This is a genomic window from Methylomonas sp. MgM2 (genome assembly GCF_054172045.1).
This window is the reverse complement of record NZ_JBSYXO010000024.1, coordinates 18,439-36,853: the sequence shown is the minus strand read 5'-3', so window position 1 is coordinate 36,853 and position 18,415 is coordinate 18,439. Positions and strand designations below refer to the sequence as shown.

Genomic DNA, 18,415 nt, shown 5'->3' with positions numbered 1-18,415 from the left:
CTTTATTGCCGAAGGTTATTCGATTGCCGGTGAACCAAATCCTATATGGAATTAGCAGACATCAGACGAATCCGCTCCCCCTATTTTTCGTGGCCATCGTTAACTTTTGCGATTAAGCCTTCTTCAAACAATGACTCATAAATGTAACATCTGCTTGTTTTTGTACAAGATCCGATCTGCAAAATCCCGGTACATCCGCGTTGACCATTACTATTCGGGGGGGCGATTGCCAATCCCCGCTAATTGTGGATACGCGGCACTGGCTCTGCGCAGAACCTCTTCGGCTTCCGAATACTGAAATCGCTCGACATGCTGTATAAGTTCCACACCCAGAGGGCCGAGGGCATCCTCAAGCAGGGATTCATATTGGTCGGCAAGCTCATTCGCTTTCGTATCGGAAGCAGCCAGAAGGTGTTGTAGACTTTCAACAACCTTAAACACTTCGTCCCAATTCAACAAGCCCGGTTCGGCGCGGGCTTCCCGTTCGGACAAGATCGATCGGAGTGCTGTCGCAATGTGATCGAGTTCGATCTCCACGGCGTCTACCAGCTTGTCAAGCTCGAAACCGACTGGGTTTTCCCTTATCGCCATTTCAAGCTCGGCCGCCAAGTTTTGGACTTTGGTCGCCCCCAGATTGGCGGAGCTGCCTTTCAGAGAATGAACGAGTAATCGTGCTTGTGCGAGATTTCCTGCCGCCAGCAGGCTGCGTAAGCGAGTCATGGCGCCGTCGTATTCCCGTACGTATTTGCGCAGTAATCGCGTGTAGGCGGAAACGTTACCCGCTAGCGTTCTAAGGCCTTGCTTCACATTTAAGCCGGCGATCTGCATTAAAGATTTCAAGGTTAAATGAATGTCGCTTTGAGAAGAAGATGTGAATTCGAGACCGGGCAGCCAGCGGCGCAGCGCGATAAACAGGCGTTCCGGGTTGACCGGCTTAGCCAGAAAATCATTCATGCCCGCGGCAATACAACGCTCCCGGTCCTCGTCAAAGACATTGGCCGTCATGGCCAGGATAGGCAGGTCCTTCAAACCGGGAAGGGCTCGGATGTGTCGAGCTGCCTGCAGCCCATCCATCTCCGGCATCTGGATATCCATCAGAATCAGGTCATAGTTGCCATTTTCCGCCATGGACACCGCCTCGGTTCCGCTGTTGGCGACGTCGACCCTGAGTCCGGCCGATTTCAGGATTTCCGCTGCGACTTCCTGGTTGATGACATTATCCTCAACCAGTAGAATGCGCGCGCCTGGCCGGATATCATGTATCTCGCGTTCGGATAGCAACGAACGTTCGTATAATTCCGCCAAGCTGAGAGTGCTTTTGCCCAGGCGGGCGGTGAACCAGAAACGGCTGCCTTGACCAAAAATGCTTTCCACGCCGGCTTCCCCGCCCATGAGCTTGGCGAGGCGGCGCGAGATAGCCAAACCCAAGCCGGTACCGCCGTACTGCCGGGTTGTTGATGTGTCGGCTTGTTCAAAAGCGTGAAACAGTGTATCGAGCTTTTCCGGCGCAATGCCGATACCGGTATCGGCGACCTCCACCTTCAGCAGCAGTTCCTGCTCATTTTCTTCCAGCTTGGTTAGGCGCAGGGTGATGCTGCCCTCGTGGGTGAATTTGACGGCATTGGACAGATAATTGAGGATAGCCTGAGTCAGTCGAGTAGCGTCGCCTTCAACGACTTTGGGTAGTTCGTCGCTCTCTATGATTAGCTCCAAGCCCTTCTCGATGACTTGCGGCCTGATCATGGAATGGATATTGTCCAGCAGCCGGCCCAGTGCGAAGCCGCTACTTTCCAAATGCAACTTGCCGGCTTCGATTTTGGAAAAGTCCAAGATATCGTTGATGACTGAAAGCAAGTGTTGCGAGGCTGCGTCAATTTTGCTTAGTTTGTCCTTTTGGACGGGATCGGACGACGTCCGCTGCAATAAATGCGTAAAACCGAGAATGGCGTTAAGCGGAGTGCGAATTTCGTGGCTCATGTTGGCGACGAACGCACTTTTGGCCTGATTGGCGGCTTCGGCGCGGGCTTGGGCCGTAGCCAGGTCGGCCGTACGCCGGGCTACTAATTCTTCCAGGTGCTGACGGTAGTTGTCCAGTTCGGCACCGATGCGTTTCTTTTCCGTGATGTCTTCCTTGATTACCATGTAGTGGGTGATGCGGCCGTCGGCTTGCCGGACCGGGCTGGCGGTGACGAATTCGGCAAACTCCTCTCCGTTCTTACGCCGGTTGATGAATTCGCCTTTCCAGGGCAGTCCTTGGGTAAGCGCCGTCCAAAACGCGATATAGGTGGACTCGGGCGTTTTTCCGGATTGCAGGATACGGGGGTTTTGCCCGAGGGCCTCCTGGCGGCTGTAGCCCGTGGCCTGGACAAAGGCCTCGTTCACGTATTCGATTTCGGCGTCGAGATTGGTAATGACGATACTTTCCGGGCTTTGCTCGATTGCCTGCGAAAGTTTACGGATTTCATTTTCGGCCTTTTTATGTTCGGTAACGTCGGCCCACTGGCATACCACATTAGTGAGATTGCCTGACGTATCCAAAATGGGGAACATCGATACGTCGATATAGAGCTTGCAAGTCTCCTTGGAATCGATATCTTTAGCTTCCGCCAGATTCCACGGAATACTGAAACGGACGGCTTGGTGCCGTTCATAGACGCTCCGCGCCAAGTGCATCACGCCTTGTTTTTTCAGGTTCCGGTCCCGGAGCACATTGTATTTGCCGATGATTTGCTCATCTTTCAATTTGAGGGTTTGGCGGAGGGAACGGTTGGTCCGGGTTAGGGTGCCTTCTGAATCCGAAACCCATAGGGCGAACGGACTCATTTCGACCAGCGTATCCAAGAATGTTTTGGCGGCATTGATTGCCTCCTCCGTCCGCTTACGCTCGGTGATGTCCTGGACTGTGCCCCGCAATTCGACGATCTCCCCACGGTCGTCGCGAATGGCTTCGCCGCGCGACACCGTCCAGCGATGTTCGCCATTGGGCCGAACCACTTCGACATCGCATTCGAAGGGTATGCCGTCTTTTATGCCCCTTTCAACCGCTGTGCTCAAGCGTGCCCAGCTTTCCGATGTGTAGCAACGCTCAACCTCCGCGTAACGAATCGGCGGCAGAGACGGATCCAGACCGTAAATCCGATAGAGCTCTGCCGACCAGCGAACCGCATCCGCGCGAAAATTCCATTGCCAGGAACCTACTTGAGCGATGCGCTGCGCGGTTTCCAGCGAGCTTGCGGTAATTTTCAACTGTTCCTCGGCCCGCTTTCGTTCGTTGATGACATCGAAAATGGCGACGAAGTACTCTTTCTTCGGGCTATACACCGAAATCCAAAACCACATTTTTAAGGGTTCTACATAGGATTCGAAGCGTTCCGGTCTTCCCGTCATCGCAACCCGGCCGTAGGTTTCAATCAATTCAGGCGTGGTTTCGCGGATGCGTGGAATCACCTGGCTGACTTTTTTGCCGACGACATCTTTCAAACCGGTCAGGGTTTCGAACGCTTGATTCACGTTTAAATACACGAAATCCGGTGCCTGACCTTCCTCGTAAATCATGCGGCAATAGGCGAAGCCGTTGAGCATGTTTTCGAACAACGAGCGAAAAGTCGCTTCACTTTCCCGTAATGCCTCCTCGGCCTTTTTACGCTCACTGATGTCGCGCACGATGCCGACCGCGCACCATTTTCCTTTGAGTTGGACGGCGGAAATAGAAATATCGACCGGAAACTCTGCGCCGTTCCTACGTCGGGCCGCCAATTCCATCGTCTTATTGACGGCCGCGCCTCGGCCACTGTCCTTGAATACCGCGAAGCCGGTCCGATAGGCAGGGAGAAAACGTTCCGGCGTTACAAAATCATGCAGATTATCTTGCATGATTTCGTCGGCGGAATAACCAAACATCTTCTCCGCGGCCGGATTCCACAGCATGACTTTTTCATCGTTGTTTATCATGATGATCGCGTCTTGGGCGGCGTTGGTAACCGCAAGCAACCGTTCCTCACTCTCCCGTAAAGCTTGTTCGGATTGCTTGCGCTGAGTGATGTCGCGGCCGATGCCCAATACCCCAATGAGTTTTCCCAGGTCGTCGAACATGGGCGTCTTGATGGTTTCCACCAGCTCCCGGTGACCGTCGGCGGCGAAAGTCAGCTCTTCTTCATTCACCCGGGGATGGCCGGCGGCAATGGCTGCCAGATCGTTATTCCGAAAGAAATCAGCGAGTTCCTTGCCGACGAAATCGTAATCGGTCTTGCCCACCAGATCCGCTTCCTTGACCCCATATAATTGCTCGAAGCGGGGATTGCAGGCCAAATAGGTTCCGTCCACATCCTTTAACCAAACCAAATCCGGTAAGGTCTGAATCAAAGTCTTCAGAAAGCGGCGCCCCTTTTCCAGCGATACTTCGGCATCGATCAGATTCCGGCGCTCCCGCAAGGCCCGGATGCCGTAGGCCAGATTGCGGGCCAATTCGAACAGCAGCGCCACCTCCGACTCGTCGAAGGCATCGTGTTCGGCGGCATACACATTCAGGACGTATTGGCATCGCCCCTTTTCAATTAATAGCGGCAGGGCAATTGTGGATCGATAACCTCGATTTCGAGCGGCCTCGCGCCATATGGCGTAGTCGGGATCGTCCGTGGTATCGCGGACGACTGTCTCACGGCATTCGCGAACGGCGGTTCCGGTCGGACCATGGCCGTACTGATTGTCGCCCCAAGAGACTTTGATTTCCTTGAGATAACCGGTTTCATCGCCGGCCGCCGCAATGGGAAGCACGCTTTTCGCTTCGTCGAATTCCACCTTGCCTATCCAAGCCATCTGAAAGCCATCGCTGGCAATCAATTGGTGGCAGATCTGATTAAACAGCTGAGTTTCGCCGGTTGCTTGCACCACCGCTTTGTTGCAGGCGCTCAGGGTACGTAAAGAGCGTATAGCGCGGGCCAATGCCTTGTCGTTCAACTTACGCTCGGTAATGTCATACGCAATACCGAGAACCTGTCCGACCTTTCCTTGTTCGTCGCGGGCGAACGGCGTTTCCCGGCAAATCATCCAATGCCAATTTCCGGCCTTGTCCCGGCAGCGGTACTCGATCACGCGTATTTCATCATCCTTGGCCTCTTTCATGGATTCGTGATGGGCGGAAATCAGCGCCAGGTCTTCCGGATGAAAAATGCGGGAAGCCAGCGAACCGCCCATGGCTTGGGCTTCTTCGAGCGTGTAGCCGAAGGCCGCTAGCCAAAAACGATTGACGTAGATGTTTGCCTGCTTGTTCAGATCGAAAATATAGATACTGCCCGGTTCGGCGTCCAATATCCGTTCCAGCGTATGATCTCGCCCGGCGGGCGCCGTCTCCGATTTATTGTGCGGGCCGATGTCGCGTACGCAGCAGAGTATGCCGTCTTCACCGTGGAAGACAATCGGGCGGGCGGATATTTCAACCGGAAGCGCGGAGCCGTCTTTTAATAGAAGCTTCCATTCAAACAGGCCGCCGAATTTCAATACATGTTCGAACTGCAACGAAATCCTGTATTTGAGTTCCGGGGCTGTCAGATTCTCCAGCGTCATTTGTTTCAAGTCGTCAAGGCCGTAGCCGTAACGATGGACTGCGGTCAAGTTCGCGCCGAGGATATGCCCATAGCCATTCAAGATCAATACGGCATCCGGCAAGCCGTCCAGCAACGACTGCGCCTCATTGGCATTGCCGGAGTGCTTTATCTCTAACTTTGGGTATCTGATAGACATTCAATTCGCATAATGTGCCGTGATGGCTTCAAATAATAGCGTATTCGGAACAATCCCGATTTCCGAGCCACCTCATGCAGTTGATTGTTAATGAAAAATTAAATAATCAGACAAAACGGGAAATCGTTTTTCAGGCTCGGCCGCTTAGGCGGCGAGCAACTTTCCGGTCCTCCTGTCGAATAGATGCATGGTGCTTGTGTCCAGCGCTAGGAAAATTACGTCGCCTTTGCCGACGGTTGTTGACGGATCGAGCCGAGCGACCGCGGATAGGGGGCGGTCGCTGCGAATTTTATCGGATAACGGTGCCGGCCAAGCGCTTGTCGGCCAATTTACGGGACATTGCGCATCGAAATAGACGTATAGGTCTGAGCCCAGCCATTCCGTGGCTTCGGCGTGGACCTCGAAAATCAGTTCGCCCGGCCGGGCGTTCCTTGACTGGGTATATCTGAGTTGTTCCGGACGAAAACCGGCTATAAGCCAATCGTCGTCGGTAGCGACTGCTTGGGTCAATTCCGTTTCGGCAAACGGCAGCGCTAGATGAGCGCCTTTGATTCGGGCCGGCAGCAAGTTCATGCTCGGCGAGCCTATGAAGCCGGCGACGAACAGGTTGGCGGGGCGATGATAAAGCTGTTTTGGGGTGCCGATCTGTTGCACCTCCCCGTGGTTCAAGACGGCGACCCGGTCGCCCAGGGTCATCGCTTCGGTCTGATCGTGCGTGACGTAGATCATCGTGCTGCCCAGCCGTTTTTGCAGGCGGGCAATTTCGCCGCGCATTTGTACCCGCAGGCGGGCATCCAGGTTGGAAAGGGGTTCGTCCAATAAAAACGCCTCAGGTTTCCGGACGATGGCGCGGCCCATCGCCACCCGCTGGCGCTGGCCGCCGGACAAGCTGGCGGGCTTGCGGTCGAGCAGCGAGGTCAATTCAAGAACGGCGGCGGCCGCGTCGACACGCTCGTCGATTTCCGCTTTCGTCAACTTGGCTATGCGCAACGGAAAGGCAATGTTCTCCCGGACGCTCATGTGCGGATAGATTGCATAGCTTTGGAACACCATGGCCATGTTGCGGTCTTTCGGGTCCAAGCCGTTGACTAATTTTCCATCCACCCGGATTTCACCGCTGCTGACCGTTTCCAGGCCGACGATCATATTCAGCAATGTCGATTTACCGCAGCCGGACGGGCCGACCAGGATGAAAAATTCGCCGTCGTGTATCGTGAAGCTGGCATCTTTCAGCGTGATAGTGCCGTCCGGAAACTGTTTGCTGACATGCTCTAGCGCTATTTCGGCCATTCTCCTCTCCTATTGCTTGGGTGCTTTTACGTCATCAGCGTTCCGATTCTATCGGGATTTCGCATGATAGGGCTTAATAAGTAGGATCGAGTCAAAATAATATTGATACGATATTATTTATCGTGTAGGCTTTTATTCCGGATCAGGCGGCATAAAAGCGAAATCAGTTCCTTCTTCCTTCGGGAGAAGGTCGGGATCAGGATTTAAGCAATCGCTATTGATACGAACGGCAGAAATCAACAATCGATGATCTGAATGTTCTTCGATTTAAGACGAGAGATTAATGATGACAAGCAAGTGGAATTTCATATCGTTCTTAGTTGTTATTTCCGAAAAAATGATGGTCGGGTTTCCCGTTTTAGCGGCAAGCGAGAAACGTCAAACCGTCTATCGATGGCTGGCGGGACTCTTTGTCATTACCTTATCGCCGACGGCATACGCGGCTGATCCTTATCAAACGGCAAAAAACCTGGTTACTCATCAAGGCTGCATACACGGCGAAACAGTGGACGAGCTGTTGGATCATAAAATTCGTCCTAGCCGGCGGGATTTGGGCTGGCGCGTTTTCGAAACCGACGACGGATACATCGTGGAAAGAGCCTTTTTGGTCAGCAAGAGCATGGAAATACGATACCGCTGGCATGTTGACGCACAAGGCACTATTTACGCCGCCAACTCCCGTACCGAGAATTTGTGCTCGTAAAAGATCGAATACGGCGGCCTAAGGAGCGCAATTTTTCAGCCTGAATAAAAGCAAAAAAGGGGCGGAATTATGTTTGCAAAAATGAAACACGCGATCGTTTTTCGGTTTGACGTCTTCGCTTTCGTTATCGAATTAATGTTGCTGCCGTTACGTTTATGCAATGCGGTTAGTTTAATCATTCACGGTTTCGGACACGCTTTGCATCTTTGTCTGGCAACGGGGCGGATCGGTTTTCTAAATGAAACCATCGTTTTGGAAGGCATGAATTGGCGGCAAATAGCTGCAAGTTTGATGCCGTTTAGCGCTCTGCCGCAATTTTCCAGTCATTCTCCCCAAATCAGTATTTCAAACCTATCGCCTTGGCAAAACCGCTGGGTCGCCGCCGGCGGAATTCTGATGAACGCGTTTGCCCTGCTGCTGGCGATAAGCTTGTTCAATCGTTTCGAACAGGCGCTGTTCCAATACCGCATAGGCTACGAAGCGGTTCGAATCCTGCTGAGCGGCTTCGCGCTCAGCTCCTTACTGGCCATGATGTCCTGGCCGGATATTCGATCGCTAATCTTTGGAAATACGTCGCAATGGAACTGCGGGCCGGCCTTTGCCGTGCGTTACGGCCTGAATCCGCAGGAAAAATCGCCGTCGCCGCAACTGGTATCGGAGCGTTTGAAGGCGTTGGTCGAAATACTGGCGCGGGAGGCTTCTACCCGCGGCGGCCAGTCCGGCGGCTTTTCGATCCTGGTCAAGCGCCTGGGCGCCTTGTCCATCATTTTCGACAAGGCCGTCAAAGGCAAGCGCGAAGACATCGTCAAAGTGGTTTGCCGCAAGATGAATGCCTTGCTGACCAAGGCTCGCCGCGAAGGCTTCAGCAAGGCCGGCGATTTCGAAGCGATTTTGCTGCACCTGCGTTACGCCACCGGCGGGGCGACGCACTGGCATAACGCTCAACCGCATTGGTACGAGCATTATGCGCAAATGACCCACCATCGAGTCGTCGACGGCGGCCTGCAAAACGTCAACGGCGAAGTATTCAACATGATCGCGCATAACGGCGACATGGACGGCGTTTATCTGGACCTGAGCGTCGACGGCCGGCCGGTGCGGCATTATTTCAGCCAGATGGAGGCCAGGGCCGTTTTCATGGCGGCGATGCCGGTCACGACCTCGCAAGGCAATTCCGATTCGCGCAGCGTGGCCGAGTGGGTGGATTTCACGTTTACCCAAGGGCTGGCTTACAAGTCCTTGCGCTACGCCTATTTCACGGCGGCCTTGGATTACAACCAAGACATCGTCAGCGGCCGCTTCAATCTGAATCCTTTGCAAACCTGGGCCGAAGAGATCGATATTGCGTTGAATAAAGTCGGCGCGGATGTTTCGGCATCGCATTTAAAACCGGACGCCCGCTCGATCAATGATCTGGAAGACGAGGTCAAACAAGGCTTGCGCGATATTTTAGCGAAACGCGTCGCCGGCCATATGCGGCCAGAAATGGCGGAAGCGTTTATCCAAACCTTCGAACAGGCTTTTTACCGGCACGATTTAACCTACGTGATGCGGCGGGCCTCGCGCGATTTCGTCGGCGAATTCGCGCTGATGGTTTGCTCCACCCTGGAACCGCGGCTCGGCGTGTTTTCCTTGACCCAGGCCTTCTCCATCGGTCATAACCGCAGCCAAGGCGAAATCTTCGGCAGTGCCGAACCGCAGGGGGTGACCACGGCGTTGCAATTCGGCAATGCCGACGACGACTCCTTGCAAATTTATTTGGAGGACGGCCAATACGCGACCATCGAATATCGCCCGTTGCCGGAGCAAGATCCGATCCGCATCTATAACCGCGCCACGCTGGATGACGATCTCTATCGTCAAACGCTGCCGGCGCCGAATACCGACTTGAGCGGCCGCTATAAAGACGTCAAATGCGATTGGTTCAACGTCAACGGCAATCCGAAGATCGACCGCCATACCCGCCACGATTTCGTGCCGGGCGAAGACGTCAAAAAAGACATTCAAGACATCCCCTACATTCTGCGCCGCGTGCGCGATTCCTTTGCTCCGGGCGGCGAAAACCGGGCGACGATGGATAACTTCGGCAATCTGTTGTTGGAGCGCCTATTGGATGATCTGTGCGATTCCGATAAGCACGATCTGGTTTTGTTCGGTGTCGATTTCAATCAGGACCTGATCAACGAGTTCAGCCTGGCCTTGCAATCGATCTTGCCGGGCTTGCGCATACGCGCGGAAAATTCCGGTAACGTGTTAAAGGAAATGAAGCGTACCCGCCGCGAGGGCATAGGCCGTTACGGCAAGAACACCTTGTTCTTGGGCGTCAGCAATTCCGCGCAAACCCAATCGACCTTGGCCGCGATCCGCAAGGCTCGCGAACTGGTCGGCTCCGAACGCTGCTTCGTGCTGAGCCAATGCTTCTTGAATTCGATGACCCAGGCCTTGGGCCAAGGCTTCCATCCGGAAGATCCATTGCTGCCGAATACCTTCGTCAATCTGAGCCATTGGGCGCCGGACGGCAGTTGCGGCCGGCGCCGTTCCGAGGCCGCCACCTTGATACCGGTCGCCACCCATGCCGTGCTGACCGAAATCCTGATGGACTTGGCGCAACGCGCGTTGGACATGCGCCGGCTGTTTCAGCTGCAAGGCCGGCACGATGAAATGGAAAGGCTGGAAATCCGCCACGACCTGCAACCGGCCGATCTGGACGCCTTCCGTAAATTCCAGGTGGCCGTCTACGAAGTGGAAATCGCCAATCGGGTTGGGTATAGCTCCGCCGGCCAAGAGATCGCATCGCCCGATACCGATGCCTTGGAGAAAGAAGCCAAAGCCAGGGCGGAAAACACCATAGAATTCATCCGCAGTTATGCGGTATTCGCGGCCTATATCTTTGTCGCCACGCTGTTCGGCGTGCCGGTGTTCGCGGTGTTGACCGCGCCGTTCCAGGACATAGCCGGCGTGCCGTTTCTATCTCATGTGCTGGACGCCACCTTGTTCTTGTTCGCTTTGTGGCTGATCCATGTCGGCATCCGCTATTTTCAGGGCCGGCCCTTATGGGAACGCATAGGCGGCCGGGCCGAGCTCTATATAGACCGGCGTTACATCGCCCGCATCATCGAGCGCTACAACGCCACTCTGTTTTCCAATGCGCCGGCCTTCATCACGCCCTATTTCTATTGGGCCGATACCGTGCAGGATGCGCTGCACCGCTTCGGCATCCGCGCCCATCGCGGCGTCGTGACCATACACCGCACGCCGGACGAGCGCATGGGCGTCGAAGAAGCCAATAACGCGGCCGAGGAAGTCATGGTCTTCGCTCAGATCGGCGGCATACGCTTCAACGGCGGCCAGCCGCAATCGCGCGACAAGGTACGCCACGGCTCGTATTACATGAATCGCGACCAGCACGATTGGGCGGCCAGGCCCTATCAAATGGTGCTGTCGGACAATCTGGAATCCTTGCGCAAGCAATACGACCGCAAGCTGTCGCCCGAATTGCTGCGCCTGATCAACCGCCGCTTGATCGATTTATCCGACGGTCTGATCGTCGAATTCGTACTGGGCGAGCGCCGCAAGACTCTAGTCAATAAGGCGATTTGGGACGTGATCCGCTGGTTGCCCGGCGCGATGCTGCTGTATCACGCCTTGCTGGAATTCGGTATCGATTTGAAAAACCTGTCGGGCGAAGCCGATACCGCCAACCAAGCGCAGATTCAATCGACCAAACACCCGGTTTCACCGATGGATCACCATGTGGAAACCATGACGCCGCGCCAACCCTTGATTTCGTTCAATCAGGAAATGCCGGTGCGGAACGAGGCCTTGGGCGTTGTCACATTGGGTGACGATACCATCAACGTCGCGTTGAGCCACTTAAACAAAAACGACGATCCGTTTCTGGCCACGGCCGAAATTCGCCTGCATCCGGGGGCGGGCAAAGACAAGGGCACTTTGGTCGACGTGCCCAAATACCGCCAAGCCGGCAAATTTATCGGCGTATTGCAAACCATCGACGACGAAGAACATTTCGTCATCAATAACAGCCAAAAAGATTATCAGATCAGTTTGCCGACCGCCTATTTGGATGAAGCCCAAAGACAGTTCCTATACAGACATCTGGACAAACAGCCGGTGCGGAAAGATTTGGCCGATGTGGCCTGATTAGTCGATCTAGCCTTGATCCGCAGCCGTTTGTCGGCCACTGACTCATAACAATAACTAAAAAGGAGCCGCACCTCATGTTGCCCATCGTCTTTATCGTGGTCGCCGTGCTCGCCTTCCTACTGCTGGTGGCGGAGCAAAAGCCGAAGAATCATAGGGAAAAGCTTGTGATCAAGCTGATGCTGTATACGTTTTTGACGCTGTCGGTCATTTTCCTGATTACCGAGACCTTGATGCCGCCGGCCGTGCAATTCGGCGCAAGCGTATTCATCGTTTGCTTTCTGGTCTTTAAAACCTTGATGGCGAGCTTTTGGGGCAAGGTGTTCTACCAGTCCGCGCTGATTGTTTTGTTGTTTTGGTCCGGCTATTTATACAGCATCGCCGAAATCCCCTACGGCGATAAACCCTTCGATGCCCTCTCCGACAATCAGCCCAAGCCGTTGAATGTCGACGACATAAAAGTGCAAGCCTTGCTGGGTTTGCCGATTACGGAAATGCCGTCCGACCACGCGCGGCCGTCAAACCTTGCCGTTCCTAATCCCGCCAAAGTCGATAGGTCGGCTCTGGGCTGGGATGTCTTGTGGGGGCTGATGGAAAAAGACGCCCGTATACGCCACGTTCTGCAAAACCTGCGGGAGCAGCAGCAACAGGATCTGACCGCATTTCACAACCAACTTAACGCGACCTCGGTGGATAGCACGGCGATGCGCCGGCATGCCTTGACCCGCGAAAACGTCGAAGACTTGCTCAAGGAAAATGCCATCTCCAAGGCGCGTTACAGAACCCTGCTGGAAACCTGGAGCTTGTTGGATAGAGATGAAAGCGCATTCGTTCAACGCCAAGCGGAGGAGCGTTTCCATGCCTTATTGGACCTTCTGCAAGATCACGAGGTCGACGAATCCCACAAAGTGGACTTGATCCATTTTATGGTCAAGCATTTCGCCGCCGATATTCGTTTGTTTAAGCCCTTGATTAAAGTTTACGATGGCTTGGATGAAGAATACCCAAGGTTGAAACGCCTGAACCAGGCTTATCTGGATTTATATCTGGCCAAGCGCGAAGCCATTTTGGACGGTTTGCGCGCAATGGGTAAGCCCGCGCTGCAGCCCTTGCTCGACTACCGGAATAAAGTCTTGCCGACCATCAGTTATTCGCAAGCCCGGCTGGACGATTTTATCGAGCATACCTTCGGGGTTAAGGTGCGGACCTTGTATAAGGTGGCGCCGGCGCAATCGGTGGCGAATTTCCTGAACCGGCAGAAATACGCCGCGCTGGAAAAATTTTCCGGCCCTTCGTTCGAGCAGGATTATGTGCGGAAGAGCCTGCGTAAATTAATCGCCGAAAATGTCCCGCCGCAACCCGGCGAAAGATTGCTTGGCATATCCGAACAGCGGTATCGGGGCATCGTCGCGGCCCTTGGCCGAACCTACACGGATCGCATCGATCATTTGCTGATCGATCCCGACCCGGCGGTGCGGGCGAACGTGGCCTGGCGCCTGGCCGAACTGAAAAATCCCTACACCATGCCGCTGCTGCTCGAATTGCTGCGCGATCAGAATCCGGAAGTGCGCCGTCTGGCGGCTATCGCAATCGGCAATTTCGCGATCCGGGACACCCAGGGCTCCAGCGACCCTAAATTCACCGAAATCGTACGCATGCTGCAGAATTACCGCAGTAACTCGGATGCATTCGGCAGGGCTTGGGCCGTGACCGCATTGGCCAATATAGGCGACCAGCAGAAAGCCTTGTACGCGATCGATCTATTATTGAGCGATGGCGTTGCCAGTCAATCCATTGTCGGCGAAGCGTCGCCGAGCTGGAACGATGAAGAAAGACAAGTGATTTCGGCCTGGGTAGAAACGCTAAGGAAAACGCCGGAGGAATTGCTGGTCAAAACCCAGGCCTTAACCGCGCTGTTGGCGATGAATACGCCCGAGACCTTGGATGTGATGCTGCATTACCTACAGCACGTATACCAGGCGCACCATGACCGGCCCAGCATGTGGCGTTATATCGTCCCCCACGCCACCTTGCCGCAGGAAGCGGAAAACGTGGAAGACGTGGTGTTCTATCTGGCGCGGACGCAAGGCAAGGGTCATCCGCAATTTCATAAACGTCAGTTGAAATCCTTGAACGTGTATTTGCGGCAGGCTTACGAAAACTATCGCAGCGGCGAGTTTTTTCAATTGTTGAATTTCATGCGCGCGTTCGACCGCCAGGAATATCAACATTATCTGGTGCATACGGCCGAGCAGATTCGCATCATGCGCATCGATGAATACCTGACCGCGACTTTGCCGTTCTGGCTGGTTTGTTTGCCGCTGAATCTGCTGATTGCCTTATTCGTCAGCTATGTCGTTTTACCGGCGCTGAAACTGGAACCGGTCATCGTCGGCCACCAAGGCAATAGCCGCGCGAATCCGGCCGCTTTTGCCAACGTATCGGCCGCGGCCGCGCCGGCTATCGTACCCATCAAAATTTCCAAGCGAGCCGGAGACGAGCATGAGGAAAAGCATGCTTAATCCCGTGGCTAGCACAAACTTGAAAGCCGACCTGAAACGGTTGCCCGCCGCCATCGCGCTGTCCTGCTTGATGACGGGCTGTTTCAAGCTGGGGCCCGACTTCGTGCCGCCGGAACCGAAAATTTCCGAAAGCTGGCTGGACCAGAATGATCCGGCGTTTAAACGCGGCGATTTTCGGCAATGGTGGACGGTGTTCAACGACCCGGTACTCAACCGCCTGATCGACACCGCCTATCAACAAAATTTGAGTTTGCAGGCGGCCGCGATACGCATCATGGAGTCGAGGGCAAAACTCGGCATAGCGAAAGGTCGGATTTTTCCGCAGACGCAGGAAATCAACACGCGATTATTGCACTTCCAGCATAGCGGTAACGAGCCGAATTTTACCGATTTCGACCGTTATTACACCGAATTCGGCATGGGTTTGGATGTGATGTGGGAAGTCGATATCTGGGGCAAATTCCGCCGCGGCATCGAATCGGCCGATGCGATGCTGGAGGTATCCGAATTCGATTACGACGACATGTTGGTTTCTTTAACCGGTGAAGTCGCCGCCACCTACACGCAAATCCGCGCTTTCGAACAACGGCTAAGGCTGGCGGAAGAAAATGTGAAATTGCAGGAAGGCAGCTTGCGCATCGCCGACGCCCAATATCGTAACGGTATCGCCACCGTGCTGGATGTCGAACAAGCAAAGTCGCTGTTGTACGGCACCAAAGCCTTGGTCTCGGCGCTCGAAATCGGTTTGCGGCAATCGAAAAACGCCTTGTGCGTGTTATTGGGTATGCCGCCGGAACGTTTGGCCGATTATCTGACGGATACCCAAGCCATACCCAGTGCGCCTCCCGAAGTGGTGGTCGGCATACCGGCGGATGTGGTTCGCCGGCGTCCCGACGTCCGCCGCGAAGAATTCAGAGCCGCCGCGCAGAGCGCGATGATAGGCGTGGCCAAATCCGATTTGTTTCCGAGACTGTCGCTGCAAGGCAGCATCGGCGCCTTGGCCGGTTCCACCCAAGGCATCGACGCTTTCGACGTGTTGGGATCGCAAGCCATGGCGGCCAAGATAGGCCCGACCATTACCTGGCCGATTTTGCAATACGGCCGCCTAAAAAATAACGTGCGGGTGCAGGACGCCAAACTTCAGGAGCAATTGGCCCTCTATCAAAACACCGTGCTTGCCGCCTTGCGCGAAGTCGAAGACGCCATGATCGGATTTTTAAAAACGCGCGAACAAGTCACCGATTTGCAAGTGAGCGTCGACGCGACCCGCCACGCCGTCGATATCGCGCTGGCTCAATACCGGGACGGCATCGAAGACTACAACCGAGTGCTGAACGCACAGCTGTTCTTGGTCGAGCAACAAGACCGCCTAACCAGGGCCCAAAGCGAAGTCGCCCGAAATCTGATCTCCTTATACAAAGCCCTGGGCGGCGGTTGGGAGCTTCGGGAAGGCAAAAACATCATCCCGGCCGAGATCGAAAAAACCATGGCGGAACGGACGGATTGGGGGGAAATACTGCCTAATGCGGAATAGGTTGGACGTTTAAAATTGCTTCGTCGTAAAACAGCGGTTAAGTACAGAGCAATGGATTAGTCGATAAACTGATGCTGGGTGTAGGTAATGGAGTATTATTACTTAATATTGCCCGCATCGCTTGTGTTTTATGGAAAGGTTTTAATTTTAAATGGATCAAATCTTCTACGCACACTCTACTGAAAATGCCGATAAATCCGATTGGCAATTGCTGAAAGATCATCTAGTAAACGTTGGTGAATTAGCCGGAAAGTTTGCTGGCGCTTTCAATTGCGGCGACTACGGTAAAGTGGCAGGTCTGTTACACGATCTTGGAAAGTACACAATCGAATTTCAAAAGCGTTTGGAAGGCCGCTCCGTCAGAGTCGATCACGCGGGCTGGGGCGCCAGTATCGCGCTCGAACAATATCGCCAATACGGGTATTTCATCGCCTACGCGATAGCAGGCCATCATACTGGACTCTGTAATGGGGAATATCGGATAGAGCAGAGACTCACACCGCTTAACGAGCGTTGCGATAAGAATCGGCTGCCAAACTTGATTCCGGTTTGGCAACAAGAGCTCAAACAGTATTTACCCGTCGAATTAAAAGCGCCGCCCTTAAATCCGAATAAAGGATTTGGCTACTTTCAATTTGCCTTTCTGGCCCGGATGATACTTTCGTGTGTAGTCGATGCCGATCGGCTGGATACCGAGGATTTTTGCAACCGCGTAGCCGGCAAAACCGAAAAAGTACGCGGGCAGTATCCAAGCTTGGCTCAGCTTAAACGCCAATTCGATGAAAAAATCGGTGCTTTCAAACCGGATAGCGACATTAACAAAAAACGTTCCGAAATTCTGGAGTCGGTTCGACGAAACGCCACGATTTTGGAGCCGGGCTTGGGTTTATTCAGTTTGACCGTTCCGACCGGCGGCGGCAAAACCTTGGCGTCGATGGCCTTTGCTCTCGATCATGCCGAAACCTTCCAAAAACGCCGGATCATATATGTGATTCCGTTTACCAGCGTCATCGAACAGAATTCCGAGGTGTTTCGCAAACAATTCGGCGAACAATACCGGGATGCCGTGATCGAGCATCACAGTGCATTTAATGATCCGGCTATCGAGGACAATGTCGAACAACGCGACAGCAAAACCAAACTGAAAATGGCGATGGAAAATTGGGACGCGCCGGTCATCGTGACCACTGCCGTTCAATTCCTGGAGTCGCTTTTTTCGAACCGTACCCGCGATTGCCGAAAATTACATCGTATCGCCAACAGTGTGGTGATATTGGACGAAGCGCAAACGTTGCCGATGGATCTATTACGACCGTGCATGGCGGCATTGGATGAGTTAGGCAGAAACTACGGTTGCTCCATTGTGTTATGCACAGCCACGCAACCGGCGTTAAGAATAGAAGACGGCTTTGAAGGCGGATTTCAAAATGTCCGTGAACTGGCGGCGTCGAATACGCTGAATCCGGAGCGACTATACGAGCAATTCAAGCGGGTGACCGTCAAGCATGTCGGTGAGATGGATAATGACCAAGTCATCGAAAAATTAAATCAGGAACGCCAAGTACTCTGTATCGTCAATAACCGCCAGCAAGCACAGGAACTCTATCGTGGCATTGCCGGGCTGGACGGCGCCTTTCATTTATCGACCTATATGTGCGCCGCGCATCGCAAAAAGGTGCTTGAAGAAATACGCTCAGCTTTGCATCCCGACAAGAACAAACTTTGCCGTGTAGTTTCGACATCACTCATCGAAGCCGGAGTGGATGTGGATTTTCCGTTTGTGATGCGTAGCGATGCAGGATTGGATTCCATTGCTCAAGCGGCGGGACGTTGTAACCGGGAGGGCAAAAAAGATCGAAAGGATAGCCACGTATGGATATTTACCTCGCCGGAATACCCACCGCCTGCTGAATTGCAGACCTATGCTGCGAAAATGAAGGAAACATTGGCCATCGGAGCCTTCAGCCATGATCCTTTAGGTTTGCCGGCGATCAAGGATTATTTCGGCCGCGTGTATTGGCATAAGGAAGCCGGCCGAACCAGCGAATTGGACAAGCACAATATTTTGGAAGAACTGAAAGGCAATAAATTACAGAGTCTGCCTTTCGAATGGATTGCTCAAAAATTCAAAGTCATTAGCAACGCCATGAAAACGGTGATCGTAGGCTATGACGACAATGCTGCTCAGTTAATCGAGCAATTGAGCTATTTACCTGACGACGTCAGCGTTGGCTCGATAGCCAGAAAACTACAGGTCTATACGATTTCGGTACCGGATAGATTTGTCGGTGAACTGCTAAACCTTGGTTCGTTGGCCTATATTCAACCGAATCGATTCGGCCAGCAATTTCTGCTATTGGTGGATAAAGGTTTATACGACGATAAGGTCGGGTTTGATCTTGCGCAAGATCCTTTGCTAATGACTGGCGACGCATGCGTCCTTTAATGAAGAAAATGTAAAAGGCA

7 protein-coding genes are annotated in these 18,415 nt (G+C 53.7%); 5 read left to right on the top strand and 2 right to left on the bottom strand.

What is annotated here, in order from left to right; genetic code table 11:
- Window positions 1-210: 210 nt before the first annotated feature.
- Window positions 211-5,739, bottom strand: a complete 5,529-nt coding sequence (locus ACW73I_RS16555; RefSeq protein WP_458030532.1) for a PAS domain S-box protein — start codon at window positions 5,737-5,739, stop codon at window positions 211-213.
- 144 nt (window positions 5,740-5,883) lie between these two features.
- A complete protein-coding gene (locus ACW73I_RS16550; protein ID WP_458030531.1) occupies window positions 5,884-7,029 on the bottom strand; it encodes an ABC transporter ATP-binding protein in 1,146 nt (381 codons plus the stop codon).
- Window positions 7,030-7,312: 283 nt separating this feature from the next.
- On the opposite strand from ACW73I_RS16550, the gene ACW73I_RS16545 reads away from it, so the two are divergent.
- The 5 genes from ACW73I_RS16545 to cas3 all read left to right on the top strand — a co-directional run bounded on the left by ACW73I_RS16545 (window position 7,313) and on the right by cas3 (window position 18,395).
- Window positions 7,313-7,732, top strand: coding sequence for a hypothetical protein (locus tag ACW73I_RS16545; RefSeq protein ID WP_458030530.1), 420 nt, complete (start codon window positions 7,313-7,315; stop codon window positions 7,730-7,732).
- A 69-nt stretch (window positions 7,733-7,801) separates the two neighbouring features.
- Window positions 7,802-11,893: a hypothetical protein gene (locus ACW73I_RS16540; RefSeq protein WP_458030529.1), complete on the top strand. Its 4,092-nt coding sequence runs from the start codon at window positions 7,802-7,804 to the stop codon at window positions 11,891-11,893.
- 77 nt (window positions 11,894-11,970) lie between these two features.
- Complete coding sequence (locus ACW73I_RS16535) at window positions 11,971-14,415, top strand: HEAT repeat domain-containing protein (protein WP_458030528.1); 2,445 nt, start codon at window positions 11,971-11,973, stop codon at window positions 14,413-14,415.
- A complete protein-coding gene (locus ACW73I_RS16530) occupies window positions 14,396-15,949 on the top strand; it encodes an efflux transporter outer membrane subunit (RefSeq protein ID WP_458030527.1) in 1,554 nt (517 codons plus the stop codon). Before ACW73I_RS16535 ends, ACW73I_RS16530 begins: the two co-directional genes overlap by 20 nt.
- A gap of 151 nt (window positions 15,950-16,100) precedes the next feature.
- Entirely contained in the window at window positions 16,101-18,395 is a 2,295-nt protein-coding gene (gene cas3, locus ACW73I_RS16525; protein ID WP_458030526.1) for a CRISPR-associated helicase Cas3', read from the top strand.
- The last annotated feature ends 20 nt before the right edge of the window (window positions 18,396-18,415 follow it).